This is a genomic window from Pseudomonas sp. DC1.2, assembly GCF_034351645.1.
Classification (GTDB): domain Bacteria; phylum Pseudomonadota; class Gammaproteobacteria; order Pseudomonadales; family Pseudomonadaceae; genus Aquipseudomonas.
In genome coordinates this window covers 2,517,717-2,540,001 of record NZ_CP133782.1, presented here as the reverse complement: position 1 = coordinate 2,540,001, position 22,285 = coordinate 2,517,717, and the positions used below count along the sequence as shown (strand labels likewise).

General features: G+C 60.6%; 15 protein-coding genes and 1 pseudogene. 12 read left to right on the top strand and 4 right to left on the bottom strand.

Going from position 1 to position 22,285, the window contains the following annotated elements; translation table 11 throughout:
• The first annotated feature begins 4 nt into the window (after positions 1-4).
• The gene (locus RHM68_RS11575; RefSeq protein ID WP_322223054.1) at positions 5-958 is read left to right on the top strand and encodes a D-2-hydroxyacid dehydrogenase family protein; all 954 of its coding nucleotides are present in this window, start codon (positions 5-7) and stop codon (positions 956-958) included.
• A gap of 157 nt (positions 959-1,115) precedes the next feature.
• Here the strand turns inward: RHM68_RS11575 and RHM68_RS11570 are convergent, their stop codons facing one another.
• From RHM68_RS11570 to RHM68_RS11555, 4 genes and pseudogenes are all read right to left on the bottom strand, one after another.
• Entirely contained in the window at positions 1,116-1,451 is a 336-nt protein-coding gene (locus RHM68_RS11570) for a hypothetical protein (protein ID WP_322223051.1), read from the bottom strand.
• Complete coding sequence (locus RHM68_RS11565; RefSeq protein ID WP_322223049.1) at positions 1,448-2,098, bottom strand: hypothetical protein; 651 nt, start codon at positions 2,096-2,098, stop codon at positions 1,448-1,450. The genes RHM68_RS11570 and RHM68_RS11565 overlap by 4 nt, the downstream gene beginning before the upstream one ends.
• A 463-nt stretch (positions 2,099-2,561) precedes the next feature.
• Positions 2,562-6,194, bottom strand: a complete 3,633-nt coding sequence (locus RHM68_RS11560) for a toxin VasX (protein ID WP_322223048.1) — start codon at positions 6,192-6,194, stop codon at positions 2,562-2,564.
• A gap of 203 nt (positions 6,195-6,397) precedes the next feature.
• Positions 6,398-6,799, bottom strand: a pseudogene (locus tag RHM68_RS11555) (glutathione S-transferase C-terminal domain-containing protein); the annotation flags it as partial.
• Between the two features lie 532 nt (positions 6,800-7,331).
• On the opposite strand from RHM68_RS11555, the gene glgA reads away from it, so the two are divergent.
• The 11 genes from glgA to RHM68_RS11500 all read left to right on the top strand — a co-directional run bounded on the left by glgA (position 7,332) and on the right by RHM68_RS11500 (position 22,176).
• Positions 7,332-8,921, top strand: a complete 1,590-nt coding sequence (gene glgA, locus RHM68_RS11550; RefSeq protein WP_322223046.1) for a glycogen synthase GlgA — start codon at positions 7,332-7,334, stop codon at positions 8,919-8,921.
• A gap of 15 nt (positions 8,922-8,936) precedes the next feature.
• Positions 8,937-10,742, top strand: coding sequence for a malto-oligosyltrehalose trehalohydrolase (gene treZ / locus RHM68_RS11545; RefSeq protein WP_322223044.1), 1,806 nt, complete (start codon positions 8,937-8,939; stop codon positions 10,740-10,742).
• A complete protein-coding gene (gene malQ, locus RHM68_RS11540; RefSeq protein WP_322223041.1) occupies positions 10,739-12,817 on the top strand; it encodes a 4-alpha-glucanotransferase in 2,079 nt (692 codons plus the stop codon). The genes treZ and malQ overlap by 4 nt, the downstream gene beginning before the upstream one ends.
• The gene (locus tag RHM68_RS11535; RefSeq protein WP_322223039.1) at positions 12,814-15,609 is read left to right on the top strand and encodes a malto-oligosyltrehalose synthase; all 2,796 of its coding nucleotides are present in this window, start codon (positions 12,814-12,816) and stop codon (positions 15,607-15,609) included. The genes malQ and RHM68_RS11535 overlap by 4 nt, the downstream gene beginning before the upstream one ends.
• A 21-nt stretch (positions 15,610-15,630) precedes the next feature.
• Complete coding sequence (locus tag RHM68_RS11530) at positions 15,631-15,948, top strand: DUF2934 domain-containing protein (RefSeq protein ID WP_322223037.1); 318 nt, start codon at positions 15,631-15,633, stop codon at positions 15,946-15,948.
• Between the two features lie 122 nt (positions 15,949-16,070).
• Positions 16,071-18,233 carry a glycogen debranching protein GlgX gene (gene glgX, locus RHM68_RS11525; RefSeq protein ID WP_322223035.1) on the top strand — a complete coding sequence of 721 codons (2,163 nt, stop codon included), beginning with the start codon at positions 16,071-16,073 and terminating at the stop codon, positions 18,231-18,233.
• Position 18,234: 1 nt separating this feature from the next.
• On the top strand, positions 18,235-19,224 hold the full coding sequence (locus RHM68_RS11520) for an acyl-CoA dehydrogenase (protein WP_322223765.1): 990 nt from the start codon (positions 18,235-18,237) through the stop codon (positions 19,222-19,224).
• The gene (locus tag RHM68_RS11515; RefSeq protein WP_322223033.1) at positions 19,221-19,979 is read left to right on the top strand and encodes a PIG-L deacetylase family protein; all 759 of its coding nucleotides are present in this window, start codon (positions 19,221-19,223) and stop codon (positions 19,977-19,979) included. Before RHM68_RS11520 ends, RHM68_RS11515 begins: the two co-directional genes overlap by 4 nt.
• Positions 19,976-20,575, top strand: coding sequence for an SAM-dependent methyltransferase (locus tag RHM68_RS11510; protein WP_322223031.1), 600 nt, complete (start codon positions 19,976-19,978; stop codon positions 20,573-20,575). Before RHM68_RS11515 ends, RHM68_RS11510 begins: the two co-directional genes overlap by 4 nt.
• A complete protein-coding gene (locus tag RHM68_RS11505) occupies positions 20,572-21,225 on the top strand; it encodes a glycosyltransferase (protein WP_322223029.1) in 654 nt (217 codons plus the stop codon). Before RHM68_RS11510 ends, RHM68_RS11505 begins: the two co-directional genes overlap by 4 nt.
• Before the next feature lie 192 nt (positions 21,226-21,417).
• Positions 21,418-22,176, top strand: a complete 759-nt coding sequence (locus tag RHM68_RS11500; protein ID WP_322223027.1) for a PIG-L family deacetylase — start codon at positions 21,418-21,420, stop codon at positions 22,174-22,176.
• Positions 22,177-22,285: the final 109 nt, after the last annotated feature.

Sequence of the window (22,285 nt, the reverse complement as noted above, 5' to 3'; positions counted from 1 at the left end):
GCTGATGGCGGTGCAGATTGCGGTGATCGATGACTGGCAGGACGTGGCCCGCGGCGTGGTGGACTGGTCGGCGCTGGACAGCATCGGCGACGTCAGTTTTATTCATGACTACCCCAGCGACAATTCCACCCTGGCAGAGCGGTTCGCGCCGTTCGAGGTGATCTGCGTGATGCGTGAGCGCACGCTGTTCGACGAAGACTTACTGCGCCGACTGCCCAAACTGAAGTTGCTGGTCACCGGCGGCCTGCGCAACGCAGCGCTGGACCTCAAGGCGGCGACGGCACTGGGTATTCAGGTCTGCGGCACCGACAGCTATAAACAGGCGGCCCCCGAACTGACGTGGGCGCTGATCATGGCCGCGACCCGCAATCTGCTGAAAGAAGCCAATTCGTTGCGTGCTGGCCTGTGGCAGCAAGGTCTGGGCGGTGACCTGCACGGCAAGACCCTGGCGATTCTAGGCCTAGGCAGTATTGGCAAGCGCGTCGCCCAGTTCGGGCAGGTGTTCGGCATGCAGGTGATTGCCTGGAGCGAAAACCTCACCCCCGAACGGGCGGCCGAGGCAGGCGTGACCTATGTCAGCAAGCAGCAATTGTTCGAGCAGGCCGACGTGCTGTCGATTCATCTGGTGCTCAGCGAGCGCAGCCGGGGCCTCGTCGACGCCCAAGCGCTGGACTGGATGAAACCCACCGCCTGGCTGATCAACACCGCACGCGGGCCGATTGTCGATGAAGCGGCGCTGATCAAAGCGTTACAGAAAAATCGTCTGGCGGGAGCGGCGCTGGATGTCTTCGAACACGAGCCCTTACCCGAACATCACCCATTCAGAACGCTGGACAACGTATTGGCAACGCCGCATGTCGGGTATGTCAGCCGACAAAATTATCAGCAGCTTTTTTCGCAAATGATCGAGGATATTCAGGCTTGGGCGGCGGGAACCCCCATTCGTTCGCTGAAATAATCTAGTGGTCAACTAATTCAACTCCCCGATATGAGGACCACTAGGCGGCATCGGCGTAGGCAGCGGCAACGGGGCGAGGTAGGTAATCTTCCCGCTGGAAAAGGATTCTATATCCCCTGCTTTGCGCGATTGCTCAAGGTGCGGCGCCGGCACGGGGTTATCCAGGTTGTTGCGCATGGTCGACCGTCTCCAGCAAATGGGTTTCAACCAGCAACACCGGAGGATGCTCGGTGACCGTGTTGCGCGGCAGCGAAGGAAAGCGGCCTTCACCTCGAGGATTAAGGTGAATGATGTGGGTGCGGGAGATCCACTGTCCTTGGGCATTCAATACTTGCACGCACACCGCCAGTTCCAGTGTCTCGACCGCGGGGGCCATTGGCGCATTACGGTTCAGTGGAGAGTGCAGGCATAAAATCAGTGGGGATGCCTGCACGACTTGCAGGCTGTCTGCCACTTCAGCACTGACTACACCCTTGCGTTCGCTTAGTTTCATGCGCGTTGTTTGTTGTCGGGGTTCAATCGCTGTACTTCAGCAAAAATCTCGGTAATCGGCCGGCGCGGTTGACGTTTGTGCAGGGTCCGGACCTGTTCGCTCATGCGCAGCAGCTCTTCGCTTGGCTTGGCCCATTGTTCCTTCGGCAGCGGTGCGGACCAGTGCTGCATGACTTCGGGCATGGTCTGCGGGCCCAGTTTCTGGATTCGGCGGACTTCCCATTCGGTGAGGTGGTTGGGAATCGTCCACAGCGTCATCACGTGGTACAGGTACCAGAAAAATCCCGAAATCCGGTTGCGTGAGCCGTCACGGATTTGCTGGTGCATGCGAGCGCGGGCGTTGTGAAAGGTGTGCAGGCCTTCGTGGGGTGGATCGTCGGGGCCTTGCAGGTCTAGCGGGTCCTGGATGGATTTGAGGTCGTGGATTTCGTACTCCATGTAGCCACGGATCGCTTCCCAATGGCTGATGGCGATGGACAGGCCGAAGCAGGGAAACTCGACGCTGGTCAGGGTCTCGCCATGCTGGAAACCGATGCCCATGCCGTATTGGCGCTGGATGCCGTATTGGGTGACGCCTTGGGCTTCGATGACCCAGGCCGAGAGCGACTCCCAGGGAACGAAGAGCGGTTCGGTGACGCCTTCGGGCATAAAGCAGACTTCACGGCGTTGACGGTTGAAGCGGGTGGGGATGATTTGGAGGCGTTTTTTGTGGTTGTGGTGCCAGGTGCAGAGGCCGATGAGTAGCGTTAAAAAGCCACCTAATAAGCCTACCCCGTAGGCCTCATTGAAAACGCCTGCTATAGCATGAGAAATGTCGTCCCAGCCCATCCCGAATAAAAAGAACATGACGCCGGCAATTAGCGGGAATAGAAACATAACCATGAAGGTGCCACTGAATGGCAAACCTAATATGACCTGCCATGAAAATATCTGCGGCCACCCCAATCCGAAGTCCATAACCACCTCATTTAATTCCCCAATATGCGGGCCTTGCGGCGGCATCGGTGTCGGCAACGGCAAAGGCGCCAGATAAGTGATCCTGCCACTGGGAAAAAGCTCGAGATCCCCCGCCTTGCGCGATTGCCCAAGGTGCGGGGTAGGCAGGGCGCTATCAGCCTTGGTGGGCATGGTCGGCCAGCTCGAGTAGGTGAGTTTCAACCAACAACATGGGGGGACGCTCGTTGATAGGTTTGGCATTCAGCGCCGGGAAATGACCATCACCTCGGGGATTGACGTGAAGAACGCGATTGCGAGAAATCCACTCGCCGTTGGCGTTCAGGGTCTGTAGGCAGACCGTCAATTCCAGTGTTTCGGAGGCAGGCGTAAATTCGTTATCAGGACTCAGCGGGTATTGCAGGCATAGCACCAACCGATCGGGGCCTGTTTCTACGACGCGCAGGCTGTTCGCGACTTCATCGCTGATGACGTCCTTGCGTTCTCGCGGCGTGCCGCGACTGTGAAGCGGAATGGAAATGCGGTGAGCGCCGATCCCCAGGCGCCGGACTGGTTGACCGGTTAATGGCGGCTGAAAATCATTGAGCGTGAGCCCTGGCAACACCAGATGGATGTCTTTGGGTTTGGCCTTTAACAGCAGATTTTTCAGCCACGAGTCATGTTCGTTTGGACCCAACTGGACATACGGAGCATGAAGCAAATACGTCAGATAATTTTTGTATTCATCCAGCGTATGGTCACCACGCTCCTCGACGTCCAGGCTCCATGGCGTGGTTTTAAGCCATTTGTCGTGGGCGCTGATGTTGTAGCGGTTGTAAAGCCAGGTGCCCCCCAGTTCCAGTACGGTGAACAGCGCCCCAGCCAAATTGAACCGGAAGAACACCGTCGACAGACGTGTCCCCGCGGCGGCCCACGCAGCTATTCGTGCTTCAGTGTTCCGCGCAGTCAAAACTTTGATCCCCGCGTGGACGGTATGGTTTAGGCCGTAAGCATTAACAGTTGTCATACCTCCTGCCCCCGTTGCGGCCAGCGCTGCGCTGCGCTGTGCCGAGCTATTTCCGCTGCGTGTTGCCTGCTGCCAATTCTTGAGTTGGTTATTCAAGCTTAATAACGAAGCAATAAGCCCCAAAAAATAGGTAAATCCGCCCAATCCAACATGCATTTTCCCCATCTGCACATGCACATTCTGCAAAGCGTGACGCTGAAGTCCCGCAACCAGCTCCGCGCTACGCGCCTTCAAAGCTGTATCAGCCAGACTCTGAGCCGCAGTGAATCCCGCCGCCCCAGTAGCAGCCAATGCATTGGCCAACGGCATCCATATTCGCTTGTTCTTGGATTGGTTGGTCAATTCCCTGATGACCGAAACCAAATTCACCCCCTGCACCAAAAACACCAACAACCCCATCCCCTCGCTTTTAATCAAACGCCCATTCGGCACCGCTTCCACGCCAAACCGAATACTTTTCAGCAAGCTGCGCACGTCCATCTGCTGCGCCGGAGGAAACACCAGCGTCACCCCCGCCCGTGCCTGTGTCGCGCCGTAAAGCCGCACCGACTGATCCGGCAGTTCCGCAATCGGGCTCAATGCCCCCGCCAGTCGGCCCTCCAGTTGCGTTAATTGCGTGCGTACCTGAACGATCTCACCCTGCAGTTCCACTGCCCGTGGCGTTTTGTGTCCTTGGCGGTTTTTGTTGTGGTTGATCTGGTTGCGTTCACGGGTCAGGGTTTTGAGGTAGTCGCGCTCACTGAGTATTTCCTTGAGGTTGGCTTGCAGCGCCGTGTGTTCTGCCGGCGTGGCGACGGTGAACGTCACACCGGTGGTTTTTGCCGCATCGAGCAGCCGCATGTGCAGCGCTTTGGGCAGGCGGCGGAACAGCTCGTCGAGGTCGGGGATTTTTTCGCCCGCCAGGTCGAACCCTTCCAGCGTCTGGCTCAGGCCCAGGTTCAGCGCCGGGCTGTAACTGTGCTGGACGGCGTCAGCGACGGCTCGGGTGTGCTCGGGCAAGTCGTCGAGGGCCGGCAACTGCGGTTGTTCGATGGCCTTCAACTCGGCCAACCAGTACGGCAAGTTGTTGAACACGCCCATGCCCGCGTTGAACAACGTGGTGTACTTCGCGGCCTGTTCCGGTTGCAGGCGCAACGGCAAGGTGTAGAACAGCGGCCGGGTCAATTCCGGGTGCTGTTCCAGGTAGTCGAGCATTGTCTTGCTTGCGTGATCGCTGCGGCAAATGTCGTTGAGGCAGGCGTATTCGGCACTGAAAGCCTGGCCCAGTTGTGTGGGTTCTTGCGCGTCGTAGTACCAGGCCGAGCGGTGGTAGCGACCGGCACACACCAGCGTTGTGCGGTCGTCGGTGATGCGCTCAAGCAGGCGATTCCAGCGACCGAGGTCGGCCCGGTGCTGAAACAGCTCACTGTCCATGGCCGAGCGGTCGATGAAATCGTTGACCCCGCGCTTGCCGCTGAGCACGGGACCGTCGAGCAGGTCCCGGATGCGCTGGTTGTTCTCCTTGCCGAGGTTGACCAGGGTTTGCACGTGGCGCTCGACGAAATCGTCGGGGGCAACCGCGAAATGCTGACGTGTGTAGTAATGGAGGTCCGCGTCATCACTGGCACGGCGGTAGGCCGTTATGTCAGGTGCTATGCCGTCGAAGCGCTGCATTTCATACGCCTTGTCTACGGCTTCGCGGCGCATTTGCTCCAACTGCGGCGACACCGGGGCGTCCGCTGGCTCGACCTTGCCGCCCTTGTTCAGGTAATCCAGCAAGGCGTTGCGTGTGCGTTCCTGAGTGGGCTCAGGCAACTGTTGCAGATCGACAAGCAGGGCATTGACCGCCGGGTCGTCGCTGACTTCGCCCAGTTTTTCAACATCCGCCGGGCTGAGCTGGCTCAGGGATTCGATGTAGCACGCCAGCAAATAATTACGCTCGTTGTGCCCGGCATTGCTCCAGGCGTCGACCCAACCGACCACGGTGTTTTGATAGTCGGCCAGGTCGCGCAACACACCGAGGTCATCCTGGACCACCAGGAACAGCGTGTCGTCCTGATACGCCGGGCGCACCCGTCCGAGAAACTCGCCGATGTGCGCCTCGCGAAAGCGTCGCGGCTGCTCCCACAGGTACGGTTCGCGTTCGTGCTCGGGGGCATTGTTGACGTGTACCGTCGGCAATAGAACGGCGTCCGGTGGCGAGTTGGCTTGCAGCTCGGCGCGCTCTTTTTCGGCTTGAGCCTGCTGCGCCGGGACCGTCGCAATTTCTGCCAGCCACTGCTTGCCTTGCGCGACCGTCAGCAAATGCTCGCCACCGGTTTCGCAGTTCACCGGGCCAAGATCGACGGCCTGCATAAAGTGCTCGCGCTCCTCGCGGCTGTCGATCACTTGCGCGCATTTGGCGGCGGTCCACTGCACCTCGGCGAAACTGACGTGCAAGGTGCTGCGCCTTGAAAAAATCAGCGCCGGGCGCTCCTCGATGGCCGTTCGCTGATCGCCATCGACCTTGGCGCCCTTGTGCAGCAAGGCGCTGACCAGTCCGTTGAGCACCCGATACTCGTTCAGGTGGCCGGTGACGCTGTCGATCACGTACAGCCAGCCATCGCGCAGCATACGAATGCCCAGCGGCCGGGTTTGAAGGGCGTAGGGCAATTTCAGATCAGCACTCGGATCGACGGTTTCTTCTACCAGTGCGTAGCGCAAGGGTAGAAGTTGCACGTGGGTTTGGCGCAATGGGCAGGCACCGAGCGAGCCGAAGGGCGTCTTGGAGGCTGCGGCGGCGGCGAGGTTGGCGGGTGACGTCATGGACGCCACCCTTCGAACTTGAATCGGACAACCTGCAGATTAACGGCGCTGAACATTCCCTTAGCCCTATGCCTTGATGGAGGCATAGGACTGTGCGTGGATCGAGAGAGGGGCGCAGTCAGGCAAATCGATATTTGGTGTAGGACGTGTCCGTTAAGTCGGATCGCTGTCGAAGGCTAAAAGGTGAGTACCGCCTGTGAAGTTTAAATCCTGGGTACCGTCGCCAACATCGAGGGCCGCTGACTCACCTCGGAAAACCACGCAGCCAGTGTCGGATTGACCTCGCGCCATGCCAAATCGGCATGACGTAAATCCAGATAACCCAAGGCACAGGCCACACTGATCGCCGCCACGTCAAAATGGCTGCTCAGCTCGGCTATCGCCTCGGCTTCGAACAGCGCCAGGACGCGGCGGATTTTGTCGCGCTGGGCATCAAGCCACTGTTGCCATTGTTTCTCCGGGGCGCGCAGCGCTTGTTCGTAACGAATCATCACCGCTGCATCCATGATCCCATCGGCCAGTGAGGCCAGGGTCAGACGACGCCAGCGGGCAGGACCGTCGCGAGGAATCAGCGGGTTACCGACGTGCTGGTGATCGAGATAGTCGTCGCCAAGTGAGCGTTCAACGCGAGCATGCTCGCGATGAACGCCTGTCAATCGCTGCACCTCCGTCAATCTTTACGCACCTCAACAGTGCGCAGCCCCGATGCACAGCGCACACTCCCGTGACCCGCCAGTCCTGTTTTGACCCACGATCAAAAATAAACCTGCCCTTCGTCGGTGCGCGCCCCCCTCAAAGTCTTACGCCCGTACCCTCTGCAAATCGATTGTCGAACAATTTCATCACTTGGCCTGCCCCGCTCTAGGTTCTGGCCTAGACTCCTTTTTGCGGGTTAAAACCGGTCGGTCGACCAGTGGAAAAAAACTCGAAACTTTTGCTCCGGGGTACAGGTCAGGTGAAAGGTGGGGTCGCTGCGACTGGTGCAATCTTTGCAACGGCCTCTTCATTCACTCTGCCTCACCGCATTGCACAGCGCTTGCATCACCGATGCATAGCGCGTTTGCGTCAGGCCACAGGAATTGGCAATTGAAACGTTTGTGCCAGGCCTGAATTAGATCAACAACACGGGAGATTCAAATGATCAGTGCGGCTTTAGATATTCAGGGAGAGCGTGCTCATCTGCAGGCCGGTGAAACGATCGCGGTCAGTGCGCCAGGCACACAATCGATCAGCGTGCCCGGCACCAAGACGCTGGCACCGATAGCTCATCAAAACCCGAACAAAAAGAAAGTGCTGTTTGTCACCTCGGAGATCGCCGATCTGGTGAAGACCGGCGGCCTGGGCGATGTGTCGGCTGCGTTGCCGCGTGCCATGGCGCACCTGCATGACGTGCGGGTATTGATCCCCGGTTATCCGCAAGTGCTACACAGCGAAAACCCGATCCACATCATTGGTGAGCTGGGCGGCCATGCGGCGCTGCCACCGTGCAAGATCGGACGTATGGACATGCCCGACGGCCTGGTCATTTACGTCTTGATCTGTCCTGAGCTTTACGAACGAGAAGGTTCGCCTTACGGCGCCAACAACGGTCGCGACTGGCCGGACAACCACATTCGTTTCGCCCGTTTGGGTCTGGCAGCCGCGGACATCGCCGCCAATCTCGCACAGATCCACTGGTGCCCGGACCTGGTGCATGCCCACGATTGGCCTGCGGGTCTCGCCCCGGCTTATATGCACTGGCGTGGGCAGCGGACCCCAACACTCTTCACCATTCACAACCTGGCTTACCAAGGTGTTACCAGCCTCGGTTCGTGCCCGGAACTCGGTATACCGATGCATGCCCTGCAACAGGAAGGCATGGAGTTCTACGGCAAAATGTCGTTCCTCAAGGCGGGTATGGCTTATTCGAGTCACATCACCACCGTCAGCGCTACCTACGCCCAGGAAATCACCACCCCGGCCTTCGGCTGCGGCCTCGACGGTTTTCTCGCCGCCAAGACCCAGCAAGGCCTGCTCAGCGGGATTCCCAACGGGATTGACGAAAGCTGGGACGCGGCGACCGATCCCCACCTGTTCTGCCCTTTCAGCATCGGTGACTGGGACGGCAAAGCGGTCAACGCCGCTCACGTCCGTGAGCTGTTTGGCCTGAGCGACTCTGAGGGCCCACTGTTCGCCGTGGTTTCGCGCCTGGTGTACCAGAAAGGTCTGGACCTGACCGAGGCGGTGGCTGAGTTCATCGTCGACAACGGTGGGCAGATTGCGATCATCGGTCGTGGCGAGCCGGAAGAAGAACAAGCCATGCGCGAACTGGCGCTGCGCTTCCCCGGACAAGTCGGCGTGCGCATCGGTTTCAACGAAACCGACGCTCGCCGGATGTTCGCGGGCAGTGATTTCCTGCTGATGCCATCACGTTACGAGCCCTGTGGTCTGAGCCAGATGTACGCCCAGCGTTTCGGCTCTTTACCGGTGGCGCGCAACACGGGCGGCCTGGCTGACACCATTGAAAATGGCGTAACCGGTTTCCTGTTCGACGAATCCACCGTTGAGAGCTACCGCGAAGCACTGAGCCGAGCGTTCAAGGTATTTGCCTTTCCCGAGCTGCTGAACGCCATGCGTTGCCGGGCGATGGCAGCCCCCTTCAACTGGTGCAAGGCAGTCGAACCCTACGCCGAACTCTACGAACGACTGGTGGCTAAAGCCCTGGGCAAGTCGGGTAATAAACAGTAATAGAGGCTTTCAACGATGCCGTTACGGACCCTTGAAACCTGGCCCCACGGCGCAATCATGCTGAACGCCGAGCACACGCGTTTTGCCTTGTGGGCGCCAGATGCGTTTTACGTCAGTCTCGAACTGGACGATGGACAATCCTTACCGCTGTTGCCTCAGGCCGATGGCTGGTTTGTGATCAATGCCCGCTGCCCCGCCGGGACGCGCTATCGCTTCAACATTGATGGCGAACTTGAGGTGCCAGACCCCGCATCCAGGGCACAGGCCGGTGATATCGATAGCCATAGCGTGGTCGTCGACCCTGTTGCTTATCAATGGCAGCACAGCGCCTGGCGCGGCCGGCCCTGGAGCGAGGCGGTGATCTATGAGTTACACGTCGGGGCGCTCGGCGGCTTCAGCGAGGTCGAGCAACACCTGACACGGCTCGTCGAATTGGGCATCACCGCCATCGAACTGATGCCCCTGGCGCAGTTTCCCAGCACGCGAAACTGGGGTTACGACGGCGTTTTGCCGTTCGCCCCGCAAGCCTCCTATGGCACCCCCGACCAACTCAAACACCTGATTGATGCCGCCCACGGCCATGGCTTGGCGGTCATTCTTGATGTGGTCTACAACCACTTTGGCCCGGACGGTAATTACCTGCATCGTTATGCCAAGGGCTTCTTTCGCGAGGACAAGCATACGCCGTGGGGCGCCGCCATCGATTTTCGCCGACGCGAAGTGCGGGATTTCTTCATCGAAAACGCGCTGATGTGGTTGCTGGAATACCGCTTCGACGGTTTACGCCTGGACGCGGTGCATGCCATTGAAGACCCGGATTTTCTCCCGGAGCTGGCACAACGTGTGCGCCAACAGACCGACGCGGCACGCCACGTCTGGCTCACCGTGGAAAACGAACACAATGAGGCCAGCCTGCTGGAGCAAGGGTTTGACGCACAGTGGAACGACGACGGGCATAACGCCCTGCATGTGCTGCTGACCGGTGAAACCGACGCTTATTACGAAGACTATGCCCACCAACCCACCGAGCAACTGGCACGCTGCCTGAGTCAGGGCTTCGTTTTCCAGGGGCACATCACCCGGCATGGCACACCGCGCGGCGAGCCCAGCGGCCATTTGCCGCCGAGTGCTTTCGTGCTGTTTCTGCAAAATCACGATCAGATCGGTAACCGCGCCTTTGGCGAGCGGCTGCACCAACTGGCCCACCCCGACGCGATAAAAGCGGCCACTGCATTGCTGTTATTGTCGCCGATGATCCCGCTCCTGTTCATGGGCGATGAGTTCGCCGCCGAACAACCGTTCCTGTTTTTCACCAGTCACCACGGCGAGTTGGCGGAGTGCGTGCGCGAGGGTCGACGCAATGAATTCGCCGCCTTCAGTGCCTTTAAAGATCCGCAAAAACGGGCACAGATTCCCGACCCGAATGCACCGCAGACCTTTGCAGCCTCGCGGCCCACACTCCACTCGGACGGGCCATCGGAACAACGTGACATGTACGACCTGTATCGCCAGTTGCTGCAACTGCGCCAGCGCGAAATAAGCCCTCGCCTGCCCGGTGCCTGCGCCTTGGGCGCCGAAGTATTGGCCAACGGTGCCGTCACCGCGCGTTGGCGAATGGGCGATGGTGCTCAACTGCGCATTGACCTGAACCTCAACGAGACCGCTGTGGTCCACACCCCACAGGCCGGCGCTACGCTGCTGTTCGAACACCCGCCACGCTCAGCCCGCCTGCTGGACCAAGGCATTCTCGCCCCGTATTGCGCGCTCGTTAGCCTCACAGCCGCAGCCCCTTTGCTACCCCCGGATGGAGAGCGCCCATGAGCGATGCGCAACTGGAAATACTGGCCAGCCGTGCTGGCCTGGCCGTCGACTGGATCGATGCCAACGGTCGCCCACAGAAAGTCGCCGCGCCAGTGCTGCGCAGCGTCTTGACCGGGCTGGGCCACCCGGCCGGCACGGCTCAGGAAATCGACGCCAGCCTGCTGCAATTGCAGCAGGTGCAACAGACCCGGCACCTGCCGCCGCTGATCACCGCTGACGTTGGCACGGGCATCGACCTTGCACGCTATTTCGAACCCGAAACCCCTTGCGAAATTCACCTCGAAGACGGCTCGCGGCTGCACCTCAAACTTGATGCCGAAGCGGTATTGCCCGGTTTGATTCCGGTCGGCTATCAGCACGTCACCATTGATGGGCAGGCCTTCACCCTGGCCGTGGCGCCTGAGCGCTGCTACAGCGTCGGCGATGCAGTCGACAGCGCGATCCCGCGCACATGGGGCCTGAGCGTGCAGCTGTATTCGTTGCGTCGCCCCGGAGATGGCGGTTTCGGCGACACCCTGGCGCTTGAAAACCTGGCCCGCTCGGCCGGTGAACGCGGCGCCGAGGCCTTGGCCATCAGCCCACTGCATGCGATGTTCAGTAGCGACACCCAGCGCTACAGCCCTTATTCACCTTCCAGTCGGTTATTCCTCAATAGCCTGTATGCCGCCCCCGGGGCGATTCTGGGTGAGCGGGCCTTACGCGATGCGATTGAGGCCGCCGGGCTTGGCGAACAACTGCAACACCTGGAAGCCTTGCCTCTGATCGATTGGCCCGCCGCCGCCGAAGCCAAGCATCGACTGTTGCAAGCGCTCTACGAAGGCTTTGTTCAGGGCCAGCATCCGCTGCATGAAGACTTCAGCAGTTTCCGCCATACCGGCGGCGAAGCCCTGGAAAACCACTGTCGCTTCGAAGCCATTCAAGAAGCGCGCGCCGCCAGCGGCGATGCCCTGGACTGGCGTGAATGGCCCGAACAGTGGCGCGATCCGCGAAGCGTTGCACTCGCGCATTTTGCCGAAGAGAACGCGGGGCGCATTGGCTTCTTCGCGTTTTGCCAGTGGCTGATCGCCCGCGGCCTGGAACGCGCGCAAAGCGCCGCTCGCGGTGCGGGCATGCGGATTGGCCTGATCGCCGACCTCGCCGTGGGCGCCGACGGTGGCGGCAGCCAGGCCTGGAGCCGGCAGGACGAATTGCTCGCGTCCCTGACCGTGGGCGCACCACCGGACATCCTCAACCGCTCGGGCCAGGGCTGGGGCATTTCGGCATTTTCCCCGGAAGGCTTGGTGCGCAACGGCTTTCGCGCCTTCATCGAAATGCTGCGAGCCAACTTCGCTCACGCCGCAGGCCTGCGGATCGATCATGTCATGGGCCTGCAAAGGCTTTGGGTGATCCCCAATGGCGCGCCACCGAGCGACGGGGCTTATTTGTATTACCCAGTGGATGACTTGCTGCGCTTGCTGAGCCTCGAATCCCACCGTCATCACGCCATCGTTCTGGGGGAGGACCTTGGCACCGTGCCAGACGGCCTGCGCGAGAAACTCATTGCGCGCTCGATCCTCGGCATGCGCGTGCTGCTGTTTGAACAGGATAACGCCCACTTCAAGCCGATTCTCGACTGGCCGGACAACGCGCTCGCCACCACCAGCACCCATGACCTGCCCACGCTCAACGGCTGGTGGCACGGGCGGGATATCGACTGGAACGCGCGCTTGGGCCTGATCGACGCAAACGCTGAAATCGAATGGCGGCACCACCGCGAGCGGGAGCGTGAAGGCTTGCGCCGGGAACTGCGCCAAGACCCACAGAACTTTCGTGAAGAGTCCCACGAAACCGATCAGGTACTCGACGCCAGCGTGCGTTTCCTTGGCCACACACGTGCGCCCTTGGTGTTGTTGCCACTGGAGGACGCCTTGGGTATTGAGCAACAGGCCAACCTGCCTGGCACCACTGACACCCACCCTAACTGGTCGCGACGCCTGCCCGGCAACAGCGACGCCTTACTCGACAGTCCGGACGCCGCAAGACGCCTGGAACTGCTTGCCTGCGCCCGACTTCAGGCCGCCGAGCGTGACCAATGAACCCGACACTTACCCAACCGTTGAGAGCCACCCTGCGGCTGCAGTTTCACAAGGACTTCACCCTGGATGATGCGGTGCCGCTGGTGCCGTACTTTGCCCAACTGGGCATCAGTCATGTCTACGCCTCGCCGTTGCTCAGCGCACGCGCCGGCTCCATGCACGGCTACGACGTGGTGGACCCGACTACAGTCAACCCGCAACTGGGCGGTGAAGCCGCGCTGCGCAGGCTGGTCGATGCATTGCGTAAGCAACGCATGGGACTGATCCTCGATATCGTCTCCAACCACATGGCCGTCGGTGGCAGCGACAATCCGTGGTGGCTGGACTTGCTGGCCTGGGGGCGCCTGAGCCCGTATAGCGAATTTTTTGACATCCAGTGGCATTCGCCCGACCCGCTGATGGCAGGCCAATTGCTGTTGCCGTTTCTGGGCAGCGACTACGGCGTTGCCCTGCAGGAAGGCACGTTGACCCTGCGCTTTGATGCGCAGCACGGCGCGTTTTATGTCGAACACTACGACCATCACTTTCCGATTTGCCCCAAGGACTATGGCGAACTGCTCAAAACCAACGCGCCATTGACGGGTCAACAGCACGAACAGCTTAGGTCCCTCGCTGAGCGCTTCAGCACCCTGAACTATCAAAGCGATGCCCATCGCTTGGCGACGCCGCTTCAGGAGGAGTTGGTTGCGCTGGGCGAGAGCCCGGCGATTGTTCACGCGCTCCAGCAAACGCTTGACGCTTACGACTCGCTCACGCCTGAAGGCTTTGCCCGTCTGCACTCACTGCTGGAACGCCAAAGTTATCGCCTGGCCAGTTGGCGCACCGCAGCGGACGATATCAATTGGCGGCGCTTTTTTGATGTCAACGAACTCGGGGGGCTGCGGGTTGAACGGTCGGCAGTCTTCGAAGCGACCCATGCAAAAATTTTTCAGTTGATCGCCGAAGGTCTGGTGGATGGGCTGCGCATCGACCACATCGATGGTCTGGCTGACCCTCGCGGTTACTGCCGCAAGTTGCGGCGTCGGGTTGACAGCCTGGCGCCGGGACGGCACCTGCCGATCTATGTCGAAAAGATCCTCGGAGAAGGTGAAACCCTGCACCGCGACTGGTCAGTGGATGGCACCACTGGTTACGAGTTCATGAACCAATTATCGTTGCTGCAGCACGATCCCACCGGCGCACAACCACTGGGAGAACTGTGGAGCCAACACAGCGAACGCCCCGCCGAGTTTATCCAGGAGGCACACCTGGCACGCCAGCAGATCCTCAACGGCTCGTTGGCCGGGGACTTCGAAAGCGTCGCCCAAGCTTTGCTGCAAGTGGCAAGGGACGACTTGATGACCCGTGACCTGACCCTCGGCGCTATTCGTCGGGCGCTACAAGCACTGATCGTGCATTTTCCGGTGTACCGCACGTACATCAGCTCGCTTGGGCGCTCCGCCCAGGACGAGAAGTTTTTCCAACAGGCTATGGACGGTGCACGGCAAACCCTCAGCGAGGCCGACTGGCCGGTACTCGACTGCCTGGCCGGCTGGCTTGGCGGCGAACCGTGGCGCAAACGCCCGGTGGGCCGCGCGCGCAAAAGGCTCAAGCATGCCTGCGTGCGCTTTCAGCAACTGACCTCGCCGGCGGCGGCCAAGGCCGTAGAAGACACCGCGTTCTATCGTTCGGCGGTCGTGCTTTCGCGAAATGACGTGGGTTTCAGCACTGAACAATTCAGTGCGCCGGTGGCGGATTTCCATGCCGCCTGCACCTACCGCCTGCAAGCGTTCCCAGACAACCTGCTCACCACCGCCACCCACGACCACAAACGCGGCGAAGACACCCGCGCGCGATTGGCCGTACTGAGCGAACGCGGTGCGTGGTATGCCGAGCAGGTTGCGCAGTGGAGCGCCCTGGCTAAATCGCTGCGCACTGATGCGCAAATACCGTCGGCTGGCGATGAGCTGATCCTCTATCAAGCGCTCCTCGGCAGTTGGCCCCTGAACCTGCGCAGCGACGACCTGCCCGCGCTCGAGGACTACGCCAAACGCCTCTGGCAGTGGCAACGCAAAGCCTTACGTGAAGCCAAGTTGCAAAGCAGTTGGAGCGCACCAAGCGACGCCTACGAGCAGGCGACCGAAGCGTTTATCCAACGCCTGTTGTTGAGCCCCGAGGGCGCACCGTTGCGCAAAGCCTTGGACCAGGCCGTGCAGAGCCTCGCTGCGCCCGGTGCGCTCAACAGCTTGGCGCAAACGTTGCTGCGAATGACCGTGCCGGGCATCCCCGATCTGTATCAGGGCAATGACTTCTGGGATTTCAGCCTGGTGGACCCGGACAATCGTCGGCCGGTGGACTATCACAGCCGTCAACAAGCGTTAGAGGCCCCGTTGCACCTGCCCGAATTGTTGGCGAACTGGCGTGATGGGCGCATCAAGCAAACCCTGATCGCCCGCACGTTGCGTCGCCGCACCGAACAGGCCGAGTTGTTTCGCCGAGGGACGTACCAGCACTTGGAGGTCATTGGCAGCCAGGCGCATCGTGTGCTCGCGTTTGTGCGTGCCCATGCCGGTACGCGGGCCATCGTGATCGTGCCGATACGCAGCGCCGAACTGCTGAAAAACAGTGCCCACCCACAGATTGACGCGCTGCTGTGGGGCGATACGAGGGTCAAGCTACCGTTCGCCGCCTCTGACGAAAATCTAAAGGGACTTTTTGCAAACGTCACAGTCACAAAAAACAGGGAGCTGAACATCAGCGACGCGCTGGGAAATTTTCCGGTCAATCTCTTTATCCAAAGTACCGATACTTGAGTTCAGTTCAGGAGCATTGCGATGAGCACCGACGATAAACGCATCCGCGAATTCGCCTATCAGATCTGGGAGTCCGAAGGTCAGCCCGAAGGCCATGAAGCTCGCCATTGGGAGATGGCGCGCAAACTGGCCGAAGCCGAAGCCTTGGCCCCTAAAAAATCGCCCAAAGCCGCGGCAAGCAAAACCGCTGCGAGCAAGGCACCTGCCGGCAAGGCGGATGTGAAAGCGGTCGAGCCGAAAACCAAGGCTAAACCTGCTGCCGCGTCGAAAGTAGTTCCGCCGGGTGAAAAAGCCGCCGAGAAAAAGCCTCGAACAACGCGCAAACCACCCGCTGTCTAACGCTTTACCCATTATTTTCGATTGACGTCGTGGCGAGTTCGCTCGCCACCGGGGGAGCGCTCGCCCTCAAAAAGAGCCCGTATTTATTCCCTTAGTTGTTACCCCTATGTGCAGGAGCATTTATGACCCATCCAAAGAAAGTCGCCGCGCCGGAGTCTCAAGTCGAGGCCTCGCGAATCCGTGAAGGTTTGCCCTTCCCGCTCGGCGCGACCTGGGATGGCCTGGGGGTGAACTTCGCGCTGTTCTCCGCCAACGCCACCAAGGTCGAACTGTGTATCTTCGACAACACCGGCGAGGTGGAACTCGAGCGCATTGAACTGCCGGAATACACCGACGAGATCTACCATGGCTACTTGCCCGACGCTCACCCAGGGCTGATCTACGGCTACCGTGTCTATGGGCCATACGACCCGGCCAACGGCCATCGCTTCAACCACCACAAGCTGCTGATCGACCCGTATGCCAAGCAACTGGTCGGTGAATTGAAATGGTCGGAAGCGCTCTTCGGCTACACCATCGGCCATCCCGACGCCGACCTCAGTTTCGACGAGCGTGACAGTGCGCCCTTCGTGCCGAAATGCAAAGTGATCGACCCAGCCCACACCTGGGGCAACGATCAACGCGTCAGCGTGCCGTGGGACAAAACCATCATTTATGAAACTCATGTCCGCGGCATCAGCATGCGTCATCCCTCGGTCCCCGAGAATGTGCGCGGCACCTTCGCTGGGTTGATGGTCGATGACGTGCTGGAACACATCCGCAAACTGGGCGTGTCGAGCATTGAGCTGCTGCCGATTCACGCCTTTGTCAATGACCAACACTTGCTCCACAAAGGCATGACCAACTATTGGGGCTACAACAGCATCGCCTTTTTCGCCCCGGACCCACGTTACCTGGCCAGCGGCAAAATCGCCGAGTTCAAGGAGATGGTTGCGCACCTGCACGACGCCAATCTGGAAGTGATCCTCGATGTGGTCTACAACCACACCGCCGAGGGCAACGAGCAAGGCCCGACCCTCTCCATGCGCGGCATCGACAACGCGTCCTACTACCGTTTGATGCCCGACGACAAACGCTTCTACATCAATGATTCCGGCACCGGCAACACCTTGGACCTGAGTCACCCGTGCGTGCTGCAAATGGTCACCGACTCGCTGCGTTACTGGGCAACAGAAATGCACGTAGACGGTTTTCGCTTCGACCTGGCGACCATCCTCGGACGCTACCACGACGGTTTTGACGAACGTCACAGCTTCCTGGTGGCCTGCCGCCAAGACCCAGTATTGCGCCAGGTAAAAATGATTGCCGAGCCGTGGGACTGCGGTCCTGGCGGTTACCAAGTAGGTAAATTTCCGCCGGGCTGGGTCGAATGGAACGACAAGTTTCGCGACACCGTGCGCGCGTTCTGGAAAGGCGACGACGGCCAACTCGCGGACTTCGCCAGCCGCATGACCGCGTCCGGCGAGATGTTCAACCAACGGGGTCGGCGGCCGTATTCGTCGGTGAACTTCATCACCGCTCACGACGGTTTCACCCTAAACGATCTAGTGTCGTACAACGACAAACACAACGAAGCCAACGACGAGAACAACCAGGACGGCAGCAACAACAACCTGTCCTGGAACCACGGTGTCGAAGGCCCGACAGATGACCCACAGATCAACGCACTGCGCCAGCGCCAGATGCGCAACTTCTTCGCCACACTGCTGCTCTCCCAAGGCACGCCCATGCTGGTCGCTGGCGACGAATTCGCACGCACTCAGGACGGCAACAACAATGCCTATTGCCAGGACAGCGACATTGGCTGGGTCAACTGGGACTTGAGTGAAGACGGCAAGGCCTTGCTCAAATTCGTCAAACGCCTGATCAAGTTGCGCCTGGCCTACCCGATCCTGCGGCGCGGGCGTTTTTTGGTGGGCAACTATAACGAAGACATCGGCGTCAAGGACGTCACGTGGCTGGCCCCTGGCGGCAGCGAGATGAGCATTGAGCAATGGCAGGACAGTCATGGTCGCTGCATGGGTATGTTGCTCGACGGCCGCGCGCAGGAAACCGGTATTCGGCGCAAGGGCGGCGATGCGACGTTGCTGCTGGTGGTCAACGCTCATCACGACATCGTCAATTTCACGCTGCCGCAAGTGCCTGACGGCGGGTTCTGGACCTGCATGATCGACACTAATCAACCGTCAATTCGCGGCCAGGAACGCTTCGAGTTTGGTCATGAATATTCGGTCACCGGCCGTTCGCTGCTGCTGTTCGAATTGCAGCATGAGGAAGACGAGTGACATGGACCTTCAGGCATTTCTGCAACGTGAGATAGCCGACTGCAACAACACCGCAGCACTAGGTCATGGCCTCAGTGCCTTGGTCCAGGCCGGGCTCGATCAACTCCCGCTGCCTGGCAGTGGCCGGACGCTGGAGCGGTTTCAGCGCCTGGCCCACGTCGGCGGTCACGACCTGGGTTTGTGCAAGTTGTACGAAGGGCACACCGACGCGCTGGCGATCATCCAGCAACTGGGTGGCTCGTCAACGCCTGCGGGTACGTGGGGCATGTGGGCCGCCGAACCGCCACACGCCAAGGTTCGGTTCAGCCCGCAGGGTCAGAGGGGCGTGCTCAATGGACGCAAGGCCTGGTGCTCGGGTGCGACAGTGCTCAGCCATGCCTTGCTGACGGCCTGGGACGACCAGGACCGTCAGCAATTGGTCGCGGTAGCGCTCGACCAACCCGGCGTTACGCTCACCACTGACGGTTGGCACGCCGTAGGCATGGCCGCGACGGGCAGCGTCGAGGTGCTGTTTGAAGGCGCCGCTGCGCAGGCCATTGGCAACCCCGGCGATTACCTGCAACGTCCCGGTTTCTGGCAGGGCGGGATCGGCATTGCCGCCTGCTGGTACGGCGCAGCGCAGAGCCTTGCCGAACGCTTGCGTGCGCACTGCGCACAACGCCTGGAACCGCATGCCTTGGCTCATTTGGGTGCGGTGGACAGCGCGCTGTGCGCCGCCGCCGAGGTGCTGCGGGCCAGTGCCGTGAGTATTGACGCGGCGCCCCTGGCCGATGCCGAACATCTGGCGCGGCGTGCCAGGGCGGTCGTCGAGCACAGCGCCGAACGGGTCATCCAACATGTTGGCCACGCCCTCGGCGCTGGCCCCTATTGCAAGGATCGGCAGTTCGCCCGACTGATGGCAGACCTCCCGGTGTTCTTGCGACAAAGCCATGCCGAGCGGGATCTCGCCGCCCTCGGCAAAAAAGTCATCAATGAGGCATGGACGCTATGAAAACCAACCCCATTGTCGGCCAAGGCACGTCGCTGCACCTGTGGCAAACCTCACGCCATCTGGCGCAATTGCCGGCGATCGACATCCTGGAGCTGGTCCCGGAGGGCGCTCGGGCGGTGATCATCGCCCCGCACCCAGACGATGAAGTGCTCGGTTGCGGCGGTTTTCTGCAACTGCTGGCGGCTGCGGGTCGAGCGCTGCAACTGATCTCAGTCACCGATGGCAGCGCCAGCCACCCCGGCTCCGGACGCTGGTCAGCCGAGCGCCTGAGCATCGTCCGCCCTCAGGAATCCGCCGAGGCTTTGCGCCGGCTCGGCTTGCCGCTGCACAGCCTGAGATGGCTGCGAGGCGGTTTCGCCGACAGCCAGGTCGCGGCCAGGGAAGCTGAATTGTGTTCGTTCCTCGCACGCCATCTGCGTCCTGACGATGTGGTGTTCACCACCTGGCGCGAAGACGGCCATTGCGATCATGAGGCCGTGGGCCGTGCCAGCGCCGATGCCGCACAACAGGTCGGCGCCACCCTGCATGAGTTACCCGTGTGGACTTGGCATTGGGCCGCCCCCGAAGACAGCTTCGTGCCGTGGCACCGCGCACGCAAAATTCTCTTGGCGCCACCGTTGGTCGCACGCAAGCGTCATGCAATTCACGCCTTCGCCAGTCAGCTGGAAGGCGACCCGCAGAGTGGCGTGCCGCCGGTACTGGCGCCCTATGTCCTGGATCGTCTGCTGCAACCCTTCGAAGTGGTGTTTGTATGAGTGTGGAGGATCGCTATTTCGACGGATTGTTCAGCGGCAACGACGACCCGTGGGCCTTCCGCCAACGCTGGTACGAACAGCGTAAGCGCGCCGTCACGCTCGCCGCCCTGCCCCGTCGCCGCTATCGCGCTATTTTCGAACCTGGCTGCGCCAACGGCGAATTGAGCGCTGAACTGGCCACCCGCAGCGATCGTCTGCTGTGTTGCGACACCGCCACCGCCGCGGTGGACCTGGCCCGCACTCGATTGAGCATGTTCGATCACGCCGAAGTACGCCAGGGACGCCTACCGGCCGATTGGCCCGATGAAACATTCGACCTGATCGTGCTCAGTGAAATCGGCTACTACCTGGACGCCGACGATCTCAAGCGCCTGATTGAACAGGCGGCACACTCGCTCACCGCCGACGGCCAACTGTTGGCCTGCCACTGGCGCCCGCCCATCGACGGCTGTCCGTTGAACGCACGCCAGGTGCATGACTTGCTCCACGAACACCTGCACATACCGCGCTTGGTGCTTCATCAGGAGGCGGATTTCGTGTTGGAACTCTGGAGCCGAGAACCCCGCTCCGTGGCAGCTATGGAGGGCCTGAGATGATTGGAATTGTGATCCCCGCGCACAACGAAGAGGCCTTGCTGGACGACTGCCTGCGAGCCGCTCTGTGCGCCGCGCAACACGAACAGCTGGAGGGCGAAACCGTCGAGGTGCTGGTCGTACTCGACAGTTGCACCGATCGCTCCTCGCAGATCGTCAACCGTTACCCGGTGCATAGCTTGACGATCGACGCGCGCAATGTCGGTCAGGCCCGAGCCGCCGGTGCGCGGTTTCTGCTGGATCGCGGCGCACGCTGGATTTCCTGCTCCGACGCCGACAGCCGGGTTGCCAGTGACTGGCTGGTGGCGCAGTTGGCCTTGGGCGCCGACGCGGTATGCGGCACCGTCACCGTCGAGGCGTGGCACGAGACGTTCGACGAGTCAGCGCAGATCCGCTACCACCAAAGCTACCAGGCCCGTGAGGGCCACCGGCATATTCACGGCGCCAATCTGGGCATCAGCGCCGAGGCCTACCAACGTGCGGGCGGGTTTGAACCGTTAGCGTGCGATGAGGATGTGCAACTGGTGCGCCAGCTTGAACGCTGCGGCGCAAATATCGCGTGGAGTCACCGCCCGCAAGTACACACCAGTGCCCGACTGGACAGCCGGGCCCGAGGCGGCTTCGGTGACTATCTGCGCGGATTGACACAGTAGCTTCAAAAAAAAACCCATCAGATGCAACCGCGACGCGACGAATCGCGTGGCATGAGCAATACTCTGTTCGCCGCAATCCAGGGTTAGGAGCGCGGCATAACGCTATTAACCAGCCCTCACGGGTCTGCCAGGCTTGCAATACGCGAGCGCTGGGCACGACTGAAGGCGAGTCATAACAAGGACGTGCTACCCATGAAATCATTTCCCATCAGTGATGGCAGCCTGCCGATACAGGTATGGAACAGCGCCCAGCAACTGGACAATATCCCCGTCATCAGTACGCAAACCCTGGTAGCCCCCGGCGCCAGGGCTGTGGTGATCGCGCCCCACCCCGGCGATGAAGTGGTGACCTGCGGCGGTTTGCTACAGTTACTGAGCTCGCTGGGGCATCCGCTGCAATTGATCTCGATTACCGACGGCAGCGCCAGCCACCCCGGCTCCACGCAGTGGTCGGAGAAGCGCTTGAGCGTGTTTCGCCCCCAGGAGAGTGTCGAAGCGTTACGCCGGCTTGGTTTACCGATGCACAGCCTGAAGTGGATTCGTGGCGGTTTCGCCGACAACGCGCTGGTTGAGCACGAGCATCAATTGACCCAGTTCATTGCACGTTACCTGCGGCCCGGCGACGTGGTGTTCAGCACCTGGCGCAGCGACGGCAATGACGACCATGAAGCGGTGGGCAGAGCCAGCGCCAAGGCGGCCTTGATGGTCGGTGTGGGGTTTAACGAAGTGCCGGTCTGGGCCTGGCATTGGCCGGTTCGGGACCAAGGGCAAATCCCTTGGCACCGAGCACGCAAGGTGCGCCTTGACACCTGGACCGTCGCTCGTAAAAGCCACGCCACCCATGCTTATGCCAGTCAACTTGAGGGCGAGCCGGCGATTGGCCTCTCGCCCCTGCTGCCGCGAGTGATTCTTGAGCGAATGCGCTTACCTTATGAAATCGTCTTTGTCTGAACTGTTGGCAGCGGACTAACGGAAAGCACGACCACGATCCCGCCCTTTTTCGACCGGCAGTTGCTCTCACACTGGGCGGGTGACGAACACAAAACCAGTGTGAGGGCGG

Excerpts from the sequence above, each read along its gene's own strand:
- RHM68_RS11515 (WP_322223033.1), top strand. The coding sequence starts at position 19,221 with ATGAAAACCAACCCCATTGTCGGCCAAGGCACGTCGCTGCACCTGTGG.
- RHM68_RS11510 (WP_322223031.1), top strand. The coding sequence starts at position 19,976 with ATGAGTGTGGAGGATCGCTATTTCGACGGATTGTTCAGCGGCAACGAC.
- treZ (WP_322223044.1), top strand. The coding sequence starts at position 8,937 with ATGCCGTTACGGACCCTTGAAACCTGGCCCCACGGCGCAATCATGCTG.
- RHM68_RS11575 (WP_322223054.1), top strand. The coding sequence starts at position 5 with ATGGCGGTGCAGATTGCGGTGATCGATGACTGGCAGGACGTGGCCCGC.
- malQ (WP_322223041.1), top strand. The coding sequence starts at position 10,739 with ATGAGCGATGCGCAACTGGAAATACTGGCCAGCCGTGCTGGCCTGGCC.
- RHM68_RS11560 (WP_322223048.1), bottom strand. The coding sequence starts at position 6,194 with ATGACGTCACCCGCCAACCTCGCCGCCGCCGCAGCCTCCAAGACGCCC.
- RHM68_RS11505 (WP_322223029.1), top strand. The coding sequence starts at position 20,572 with ATGATTGGAATTGTGATCCCCGCGCACAACGAAGAGGCCTTGCTGGAC.
- RHM68_RS11530 (WP_322223037.1), top strand. The coding sequence starts at position 15,631 with ATGAGCACCGACGATAAACGCATCCGCGAATTCGCCTATCAGATCTGG.
- RHM68_RS11570 (WP_322223051.1), bottom strand. The coding sequence starts at position 1,451 with ATGAAACTAAGCGAACGCAAGGGTGTAGTCAGTGCTGAAGTGGCAGAC.
- glgX (WP_322223035.1), top strand. The coding sequence starts at position 16,071 with ATGACCCATCCAAAGAAAGTCGCCGCGCCGGAGTCTCAAGTCGAGGCC.
- glgA (WP_322223046.1), top strand. The coding sequence starts at position 7,332 with ATGATCAGTGCGGCTTTAGATATTCAGGGAGAGCGTGCTCATCTGCAG.
- RHM68_RS11500 (WP_322223027.1), top strand. The coding sequence starts at position 21,418 with ATGAAATCATTTCCCATCAGTGATGGCAGCCTGCCGATACAGGTATGG.
- RHM68_RS11565 (WP_322223049.1), bottom strand. The coding sequence starts at position 2,098 with ATGCCCGAAGGCGTCACCGAACCGCTCTTCGTTCCCTGGGAGTCGCTC.
- RHM68_RS11520 (WP_322223765.1), top strand. The coding sequence starts at position 18,235 with ATGGACCTTCAGGCATTTCTGCAACGTGAGATAGCCGACTGCAACAAC.
- RHM68_RS11535 (WP_322223039.1), top strand. The coding sequence starts at position 12,814 with ATGAACCCGACACTTACCCAACCGTTGAGAGCCACCCTGCGGCTGCAG.